We start from the raw sequence: 9,840 nt of genomic DNA, 5'->3' as shown, positions 1-9,840 counted from the left end.
TCTTAAAGCATCAAAATCTCTTCAAATCCGAGCATGGTAGCACGGCTTTCAATGGAGGATCGGGCAACAGATTGAGATGGTTTCTTCTCAATCCACACGTATTTCCGCTGGTACTCGGGCGGAGCTAGGGGCGTGCGCCGTGGCGTTTTTGAGTCCCAATCGCTGTGAGAACGCAAGACAACGTGACAATTTGTGCCCCCGAACCCGAAGGAACTGATTCCCGCTCTCCGGACTTCCTGCCTTGGATTCCATAATTGCGCCCGCACGCACGGAAATAGGGGGGAGTTCGCGAAATCAAATCTTGGATTCGGGCGATCGCAGTGCAATGTCGGCGGTATTTGACCGTGCCAAGCGGCCAGCACTGACTTGATCAAACCGGCGATGCCCGCTGCGCTCAACAGGTGTCCAAAATTCGTCTTTACGCTGCCGACGGCGCAGAAGCCTTTGTCTGCGGTGTATTTCCCGATCGCCCTCGATAGCGCTTTCAGCTCAATCGGGTCGCCGATCATTGTTCCAGTCCCATGAGCCTCAACGAAACTTATAGAACCTCCATCGACTCCGGCGGAGGCCAAAGCGGCTTCAATCACCCGCTGTTGCCCTTCGAGGCTGGGTGTTGTGGTTCCCATTGTGCGTCCGTCGTTATTGATCGCAGAGCCTTCGATGACGGCATAGATGCGATCGCCGTCCGCCAATGCTTGGTCTAGGCGCTTGAGCAGCACGGCCCCGCACCCTTCGCCAGGAACGAACCCGTTGGCGCGCAGATCGAAGGTGTAACAACGTCCGTCAGGTGACAAAGCCTTGGCTTCGCTCAGAATTCTGTATGGCTGTTCGTCAAGCAGCAGGTCTACACCTCCGGCAACCGCCATACTGCATTCCCCGTCCATCAGGCTCCTGCAAGCCAGATGGACAGCGACCAGTGACGAAGAACACGCTGAATCGATCGCCAGACTTGGCCCTTTCCAATCAAAGACGTGGGAAGACAGGCTGGCGATGAAGTTTTGGCCCGCGCCGACAATGCTATTCTTCGACCAGTTCTCGTAGCGTTGCGGATAGCTTCCAGCGCGGGCTCCAACGAATACGCCTACCTGCTTGCCCCGCAACTCGGCTTCCTCATATCCAGCGTGACGAACTGTTTCGGCAAAGACTTCCAGTATCTGACGTATAGAAGGATCAACTTGTGCGGCTTCGACATCCCGGATTCCGAAATAATCTGCATCGAACATCTCAATACCTTCGAGGAACCCCCCCCACTTGCTCGTCAGCTTCCCGACTTCTCCATTGCCGTACAAAAGTCGGTGATCCCATCGCGATGCTGGTACTTCGCGGATACTGTTGACCCCCGCGATCAGATTTGCCCAGAAATCGGTAGCATTGCCAGCTCCCGGGAAATGGCAGCCGATACCGATCACCGCGACTTCGCGCCCAGAAGTGGGTTGCCATACGTGAGCGGCGGCCGGGCGGATCTCTACGGCTGGCTGGGCGGCAGATGCCTCACTGAACTCCGTTAGTTCGGCAGCCGATGCCGAGCCGAACTCCGCCGGCCAGCGGGCTGCCAGATAATCGCTCAGACTGTCCAGGTTGCTGAGTTCTAGCAATTGGGACGGGTCCATCGGCGATCCGGCTCGCTTCTCGATCGCCTGGGCGAGATCTGCGAGCACAATGGAATCGACCCCATATTCGGCGAAGTTCGTGGTTCCATCAAGCCGTTCGCGGGGGATCTTAAGTTCCCTCGAAAACCAGTCTGCCAACCAACTCCACGCGCCAACAGCAGCCCCAGGCGGCGTAGATGGCACAGACGGCGAGGCAGCCCTTGTGACTGGAAGCGTATCGGAGGGGAGCGCCATTCCCAATTGCCCAACACGAAATAGTTGCTCATCGACCGTACACGGAAGTACGATCGGAGGCACGGATGAACTGGCAATGCTCTCGTAGAAAGTTAAAGCCTCACCGACGCTCAGTGTCTTGAAGCCAAGTTGCCGGTACCGGGTGGACTCCCCCCTGGCCGAACCAGCACCGCTCCAGTTAGGCCAGTTTATGGCGGTAATGTTTGCCCCCGCCGACCTGTAGACCTCCGCGAAGGCATTTAAGAAGCCGTTCGCACAGGCGTAATCGGATATCCCCGCGCCCAGAGCGGGCACAGAAGCAGACACCGAGCTAAACAAGTGAAAGAAGTCTACGCTAACGGGTGGCACGAGTTCCGCCAGCGCGATCAGGCCGTCTACCTTTGGCTCCAATGTCCGCAGGATTTCATCGACGTTCTTGCGGACAAAAGAGCCAACACCCGAAGGTGTAACGCCCGCGCAGTGCACAACTCCACTGATTTTGCCTAATTCCCGCGAACTGCTTTCAAAAAAGCTCCGCAATCGCGAACTTTCCGTCAGCTTCCCCGAAAAGAGCCGCACTTGAACACCGGATTTCTCCAGTTCCTGGACGTGCCGTATTCTTTCCTGAACCGCTTCGGAATAGCCCTGGGTCTGGCTGGTGGACCATTTCTCCCGCGGAGGCAACGCAGTAACGCCTAGCAGCAGCAGCTTTCTCGCGCCCCTCGTGGCGAGCCATGCAGCCACTTGCGCTCCGATGCCGCTTGTACCCCCCGTCACAACGTAAACCTTTGCTGCATCAAGCTGCCACTGGGAACGTGGAACGGGGAGAGCTTCCCAATCCGCAACTGTGCGGATGCCCTCCCGGTAGCGGACTTCGGCACGCGCGCCGTCGAGCCGCAGTTCTCGTCGCAGGGCCTCTGCGACTTCCCGGGCAGTCATGCCGCTTGAGAATTTTACCGTCCGGGCACGCATAGACCGATGTTCGCAACACAACACCGGAAACAAACTCACGATCCACGAGCCTTCAAGATTGGGAGTCTTGTCATTTGACTGACCATGTTCCCAGGTAAGATGCAGCAGTCGGAATGAACGCTGAGCTACAGAATCGAGGAGTGACTGGTATATCGCCAAGCGACTGGCTTGAGGAAAGGGACGCAGGTTCCGCTCTCGTTCAAAGTCGAGCGCGTCTACAAACGCGTCGATCTCGTTCATGCGCTCCACCGACGCTGGGAAGTCGGTTTCCTGGAACCTCACGCACTCGATCCCAGGAAAGTTGCACAATTGCTGATAGATTTCTGTTCCAGACTCACCGGAAAACAGCACCCCGATCCGGAGCCGTTCTCGTCCGCGCGTCTCCTCCTGGCCTTCTTCCTGAATCCAGACCTTGGCAAATAATCGACTGTTGTCAGTGACCTTGACTTCCGGGCGAGCAGGTTCCCGGGTATTCAAATCCTTCGCAGGTGCAAGCCAGTATCGCTCCCGGGCGAAAGGATACACCGGTAGAGGAATTCGGCGGCTGCCGGGCGCGCGGTGGGTAGCCCAATCGATATCAGCTCCTTTTGTCCATAGCGAGGCAATCTCGTCGTTGCTCAGCTTGCCACCGCTCGGGTTGGAGGGAGAGTAGGAACCCGGAGTATTGGATGCCCTAGCACTGAAACAGCCCCGACGCAGACTTCCGGTGGCGAAAGCATGGAGTTGGTCTTTTAGCTCTTCCAAGGACTGCGACACGATCGCGAGTCGTTCGCGCATCGGTTCCCGTCCCGCTTGTAACGTCCATGCCAAGTCTTCCAAGGAAGAGTGGTGGGACTCAATAAAACTGCGAAGCTTGTTCGCCATCTCCACGAGGCGATCGTTCGTCCTGGCACTTAAGACGATCGTCTGGGGGCCAGTTTTTGGTGCGGCAGCCGATGGGTTTCGCCAGTCTTCGAGGACAACATGGGCATTCGCTCCGCCGGCGCCGAAGCTACTAACGCAAGCGATACGTGGCTGTTCTCCTGGAACCCAGGCTAGATTGCGCGCAGTGACTTCAAAGGGTGTCTCTGAAAATTGAATGTTCGGGTTTGGCGGTTGGCAATGCAGCGTCGCTGGAATCACGCCGTGGCGCATTGCCAGCAGCACTTTAGTGACACCAGCAATCCCGGCTGCGGCTTCCAGATGACCGATGTTCGACTTTACGGAGCCGATCGCAATCCTGTCGCCGGAGTAACCTTCCCGTTTGGCCAACTCCCACAATGCGCCGATCTCGATTGGATCTCCCAGGGCAGTTCCAGTTCCATGACACTCAATGTACTGAAGGTCGCTGAACCGTACACCGGCCCTCCGCAAGGACTGTTCAATCAGATCGCTCTGCGCTCCCGCATTCGGGACTGTGAAACCGTTGGCGCGGCCGCCGTGGTTGATGCTGCTGCCGCGTACCACGCCCTGAATGGTGTCGCCATCAGCCAGTGCGCGTTCCAGCGGCTTGAGCAGCAAGGCTCCCACGCCTTCGCCCGGAACGTAGCCTTCGCCTCCTTGTCCAAAACTCCGGCAGAGTCCGTCCTTTGACAGAAATCCTGCTTGGCTGAGATAAAGATAGCGGAACGGATGCAAACTTAGATTGACACCACCGGCCACGGCCATGTCACAATCGCCCATCAGGATGCTCTGGCACGCCAGATGAATTGCCGTCAACGAAGACGAACAGGCCGTGTCGATCGCCAAGCTCGGCCCCGTGAAATCGAGGAAATGAGAAACTCGATTTGCAATTGCCCAGAAAAGTGCGCCCGCACCGCTTGACTGGTCGTTGTTCACGCTCAGATCCCGCGCGACGTGGGAATAGTCGTGCCACATTACGCCAGCAAACATTCCCACGCGCTGCCCTTGTCGCGATTTCCTGCTCCCGTACCCAGCGTTCTCCATCGTATGCCAAACGCTTTCCAGGAAAAGTCGCTGCTGCGGATCGGTCTGTTCAGCCTCTTTCGGAGAGATATTGAAAAATAGCGGATCGAAAAGATCGACCCCTTCGACGAAACCGCCCCATTTGCCATGTGTGCGGTTGGGCTGTCTCGTCTCCGAAAAATAAGGCGCATGATCCCAGCGCGAGGCTGGAATCTCCTCGACACACGATCTGCCCGATAGGAGGTTGTTCCAGTATGTTTCGAGATCCGGGGATTTCGGATACCGCCCATCAATACCGACGATCGCGATCTCATAGCCCGACGCGCGGCGGACTGCCGGAGCAGGGAGCTTGAGGGGTTTAACCTCACCGGACTCGGCTGCGCTGGGCGCGGGGGGAACCTTCGGAGCGGGGAGCTTGAGGGTTTTGACCTCGCCGGATTCGGCTGCCCTGGGCGCAAGGCTTCCTAAATACGCGGCAAGCACGGTGATATTGGGGTAGTCAAACAAGAGCGTAGGTCGCAGACCCGTATAGCGCTTTCCCAATTCAGCCACGATCTCTTCGATCGTTAAGGACTCGACTCCAAGGCTGAAGAACCCTTCTTGTCGAGAGATATTCTCCGGCTCCGCATTGAGCGTTCGTGCGATTAACTCGACTAACTCTTGCTCGATGCTCTCGATCGCAGTGCTGTCACTTTTAGCGGCGATCGCCGCTACTGGTTGAGGCAAAGAAGGATGATACCCGACCGCAGAGCCCGCAAATACATCCTTTGCGGTTCCTTTCCCGGTAACAGCAACTTGAAGAGGAAATTCACGGGTCAGGATTTCCATTAGTGCGAACCTGCCGGATGCAGCAGTCAACGGCTCAATCCCCAGACTGCGAAATCGATCTGAAAGGTTTGCCGCAGCCCCCATGCCCCTCGATTTCCAAAGCCCCCAGTTGATGGCAGTGCATCGCCCTGGAGAGTTGCGGGAACGATAGGCACAAAATGAGTCGAGAAGCGCGTTCGCGGCAGCGTAATTTGCCTGTCCCGCGTTTCCCGTCAGCGGAGTTGTGGAGGAGAAAGCTACGAAGAACTCTACTGGGTGGTCGCGCAGCCTTTCACCGATTAAAACCGCAGCTACAAGCTTGGGCGCAACGGTGCGATCGAAAGCTGCCGCGCTCTGGTTGTGCAGGAGGCTATCTTCGATCTGTCCGGCAGTGTGAATCACTCCGTGGAGCTTGATGCCAGTTTCTTGCCAATGGGAGAATAAGATGTCCAATGCTCCCGCATCGGAAACGTCGCCTTGATGGTACTCCGCGATCGATCCGAGGTCTGAGATATCGGCAATCAGACGGTCTGTGTCTTTGTTGGCTGGAGAACGTGCCACCAGGATGAGGCGAACCTGAGTCTGCAATGCGATCGCGCGCGCAGCTTCGGCAGCCAGCGCCCCATTCCCCCCGGTAACTAAGATGCAAGCGCCTCCGGGAATGATGGTCTCTTCGCCCGCCCGTTCGGTCAGTTCGCTAATGTTTCTGGTGTAACGGAGACCGCCCCGGTATGCCACAGCATCACCGTCGAAAGAAGCTGCTACCTCGGCAAGGATAACGCGGCTTCGCTCCCCAATGGACATCGCAGATTCCAAATCGACAGATTTAAAGCGGATCTGCGGGATCTCGATTGACGCAGTGCGCCCTAGCGCTTCGATCCCGGCTGAAGCGAATCCAAAAGCTCGATCGTGTTCCGTTACCGCTTGCGCGTCGGACGTAATCGCCACCAAGCGCAGAGGGATCGATGGAAACAACCTAGTCCATGCCTGCGTAAGGAGGAAAACTCCGCGGACACCGTGTGCAACCCGATCGGCAACGGTAGAAACAAGGGGCTGTTTTTGTTCCGTCTGGTGCGTTACCCAGTACACAGTGACCGGTGTTTCAGGGCTATATGCGGCAAGCCCTGGGGCGATCGCTTCCAGCAGGCGATCGTAATTTCCGACTTCTGTGAAGTCCATCTGATACATCCCGCCGCCCAGCGGTTCAAAGCTTTCCCCGGTCACGATTAGGCAGCATTCCGCCGAACTGGATCGCAGTGCCTGGAAAAGAGATAATCCAAGGGCCGCAGAACCCGCGAAGATCATCGACAGCCCTTGACCTTCATAGCTGTTCTGCGATACTAGCGGGGTCGCAATCCAATGTGGCTCGAAGTAAGAAATCTCGGGTGACAGTAGCGGGGCGGCAGAGAGTTTTAGACCGTAAACTGCTGCTACCAGCGATCCTGATTTGTCCGTGGCTTCGGCACTGACATCGCTGCCTGATGCCGAGAACTTGCACCGTTGCCGTTCGACTCTCACCTGGAAAGGTCCAGCCACATCGCGGGCTAAGAGATTACGTATCTTGGCTGGTACCTCGAATATAGGTGCCTGTGTAGGTTCCCAGATTGTACGCAGGTAAACCGCTGCCTGGAGGATACTATCCAGCAGAGCTGTCCAATTGTCGGTTTCTATTAGGAACTCTGCCATCTCATCATTCACAGACATCGAGCGGATGACCTGTAGAGCCCTGCCGTACTGATATCCGCGGGCGCGGAGGGTAGCATAAATCGCGGGAGCCTCAAACTTGCGGAGCCAGTTCTGCGGTGTTAACTGGCGATCGCCATCGGTATCTTCAATCGCTGAAATCTTTGCACTGGCTACAGTTCTGTCTTTAAGGATCAACTGTAGCGTGGAGTCGGAGAGATTAACCGAGGCCGACAACTCAACCTTCCCAGCATCGTTCGCTGACTCGCCAGGGGATATCTGCACCGCATGGTGAATTTCAAAGTCCGACAAAGTTCGCACAGATATTCCGGTTGCTTGTTGGGCGGAATCCAAAGCCAAACAGATCATACTGGCCGCTAGCAAAATCAACCGACCGTTAAGGAAGTGTGCCTCAACGATCGGGTCATCCGCTCGGAAAGTGCGCGAAACAGGATGCGGTGCCGAGGCCGATCGCTCCCCTTCGGGATGCAGCCAGTATGCCTGCCTATCGAAGGGATAAAGTGGCAGGGAGAGCTTTTGGTATTTGTCCGGGAAGCACTCATGCCAATCCACATCACTCCCCGCCAGCCACAGCGACAAGGTATCGTTTACAGAGGAAGCTGTCCCCATTAAGGTTTGGCGATCCGTACTTTTAACCCAAGTGCGAGCGATCGCGAAGGTTTCTCCCGATAACAGCCCTAATATATCTGTCGGCTCGAACACACCTTCGGCGAATAATTGTACGAGTTCATCGAGTTGCGACGAGCCAGAGGGATAGCGATCGGTCAAATTCCATTTCTGGCAGAGGCGGCGCAGGCTGCTTCGGATGGCAATAAATACTGGAATTCTATTTCCCTCGTTAGGGTTTATTCCTGCAAATATATCTTCAAGTTCGAGGCCTACTTCTCGGAGTACGGCCCGCCAAGCTTCGACAAAGCGTGTAAAAGTGATCTGTCGGCTCCACAAGACCCGGGCGTGCTGTAGAACACTTTCAAAGTCGGCATCGGTCAGAGCAATTCCCTCAACTAGAGGCTTCACCGACTCCGAATCGATTGTTAACGTTCGAGACTGCGGTGGGTGATTCACCGATTCGCTGGCGCGGAGTGGCTCGAACCTTTCGAGGGCAAGCTTGACTTCAGCCCAACTGGAAGCGGTTAACCCGAATCGCCAGGGAAAGCTCTCTCGTGACAAAGCGAGATTGGCACAAACGTCCCAAAGCTCGATTTCCTGGGAGAAGTGTTCCGCTGATGCCCGCCAGATTGTCACAAGCTGCTCAAGACTACTCGCGGATTTCGCTGACAAAAGGAACGGCATCTGTGCTGAGGGTTTGCCGAGACTACGGAAAGCTGGAGAAACACAGCTTTCTGGCGGTGCTTCGAGAATGACGTGGGCGTTACTGCCGCCGAATCCGAAGGAACTAACTCCAGCCCGTAAGGGAAGGCCCTCCCCTGCCGGAGTCCAGGGCGCGAGTTCCAACGCTGGAACAAATGGGGACGAAGCAAAATCGATGAGTGGATTCGGCGTAACGAGATTCAGACTCGGCGGGATCGCCTTCGCTCTCATCATTAGAAGCACCTTCACCAAGCCAGCGATTCCTGCCGCAGCTTCCAGATGTCCGATGTTTGTCTTGACCGACCCCACCTTGCAGTAACTTTTACGTTCTGAGTGCGGACTGAAGGCTCGCGTTAACGCCTCCATTTCGATCGGATCTCCCAGAGAAGTCCCGGTACCGTGCGTTTCGATGTAGGTGACTGTCGCGGGGTCAACAGCCGCATTTTTGTATGCGGAAACCAACAGCGCCGTCTGCCTGTCCGCGCTGGGAGCTGTAATCGATTCCGCGACAGCCGAATGGTTTACTGCCGATCCCTTGATAACTCCGAGGATTCTGTTATTTTCGGCAATCGCTTTTTCTAGGGGTTGAAGCAGCACCACTCCACAACCCTCACCTGGAACATAGCCATCCGCGCTCGCGTCGAAAGTTCGGCATTGGCCGGTAGGACTCAGCATTCGGGCCCGCGAAAAAGATAGGTGTTTCCACGGTCTGTGATTCAAGCAAACTCCACCGACGAAGGCCATGTCGCAATCGCCGGCGAGCAGTGCTTGCCGTGCTAGATGAAGTGCTACCAGTGAAGACGAGCAGGCAGTGTCAATGGTCACGCTAGGGCCGCTCAGACCAAAGGCATGAGAAATACGATTGGAAAGAATGCAACTGTAACCGCCAAGACACGAAAATCCATCAACTTCAACGCCAGTTGCTGTGGCAGTCTGTAGGTAGTCGAGCGTCATTGCGCCGATGTAAACGCCAGTTCCCTTGCTCCGGAGCAGGGCAGGCGCAACACCGGAATCCTCGATGCAGTGCCACGCAACCTCAAGAAGCAACCGCTGCTGCGGATCCATATTGCGGGCCTCTCGTGGAGAAATCGCAAAGAACCCAGCGTCGAACTCCGCAATTCCATTGATGAATCCGCCCCATTTGCTCGCCATCTGGTCAGCGTAGGCCTCGCGATCCCATCGATCGAGCGGAATTTCCACGATCGAGTTCAATCCGGATACCAGATTTGACCAGAATACTTCGGCATTGGAGGCCCCCGGGAAGCGGCAAGCGAGGCCGATCGCAGCTATGTCCTTTGTCATGCTTTTTTAACCGTCT

Annotated in this window: 1 protein-coding gene; it reads right to left on the bottom strand. The window is 56.2% G+C overall.

From position 1 onward, the window contains the following. Positions 1–2 precede the first annotated feature (2 nt). On the bottom strand, positions 3–9,824 hold the full coding sequence (locus QUB70_RS07440; protein WP_332979348.1) for an SDR family NAD(P)-dependent oxidoreductase: 9,822 nt from the start codon (positions 9,822–9,824) through the stop codon (positions 3–5). Between the last annotated feature and the right edge of the window lie 16 nt (positions 9,825–9,840).

The sequence above is a fragment of the Microcoleus sp. A003_D6 genome, from assembly GCF_036702825.1.
Taxonomy (GTDB): domain Bacteria; phylum Cyanobacteriota; class Cyanobacteriia; order Cyanobacteriales; family Microcoleaceae; genus Microcoleus.
Note: the sequence above shows the minus strand (reverse complement) of the source record. Positions and strands in the feature narration are given on the sequence as shown.